Consider the following 826-nt stretch of genomic DNA (forward strand, 5'->3'; position numbering starts at 1 on the left):
CTCGCGCCCTGCACCCAGGCCGCGCCTTGCGCCACCTGCGGCCACCATCGTGCGGTACTGCTCAGGGCGCGCCCGAGCATGCCGGCCAGGCGCTTCACTTCCGTGGGCGCCCCCTTTTTTGCGCGGCGCGCCGCGCGCTGGCATGGATGCCGGAGAGCTGTTCGTGCAAGCGCAAGCCGCCAAAGACCAGCGGTGCGCGCGCGTCATCGGTCAGCGCGCTGCGCACCGCCGCGCAGTATCCCAGGGCGACTTCGCCGGTCGGCCCGGGCCGTTGTTCGACAACGCGTTCCAGCGGGCGCACACCACGCACCAGTTTCTTGAGTTCTTTCTTGGCATGCCGGTCCGCCTCCCACAAGGGACGCGCCGCTTCCTTCAAGTAGTGAAATTGGCACAGCTGATGCGGCACCCCGGGCAGGGCGGCAGCGACCGCTTGGCGGATACTGTGCTGGCCGTCGGACACGACCGCCACCACGGGCACCGGCAGGGCGGCCGTCACGTCGGCCAGCAGGCATTGCAGCTCGGCACGCGCCGATGACAGCAGGCTGCGCGCGCACAGCACTTGCCCGGACAGCGTGTCGCGTACCACCCACAAGACCTCATGGCCGACATCGGGCTGCAGGCCGTCAATGGCAAGGATCGCGCGTCCCTGGGCAGCCAGTTGCGCGGCGCGTTCGGGCAAGGTATCGAGTGCCAGGCTGAGCAGAATATCGTACTGCGTCAGCAGGTTCGAGACGCTGCGTTCGGCCAGGTCGACACCTTCCTGGCGCAACTGCTGGAAGATCTCGGGACAAGAGCGATGTTCGCGATAACGCAACTGCCCCACGCG

At 68.2% G+C, this 826-nt stretch carries 1 pseudogene; it reads right to left on the reverse strand.

The annotated features are described in order from the left end of the window. Positions 1-826, reverse strand: a pseudogene (locus ACP7B7_RS31630) (ISNCY family transposase); the annotation flags it as partial.

Source organism: Janthinobacterium sp. PSPC3-1 (genome assembly GCF_049896105.1).
Classification (GTDB): domain Bacteria; phylum Pseudomonadota; class Gammaproteobacteria; order Burkholderiales; family Burkholderiaceae_D; genus Janthinobacterium.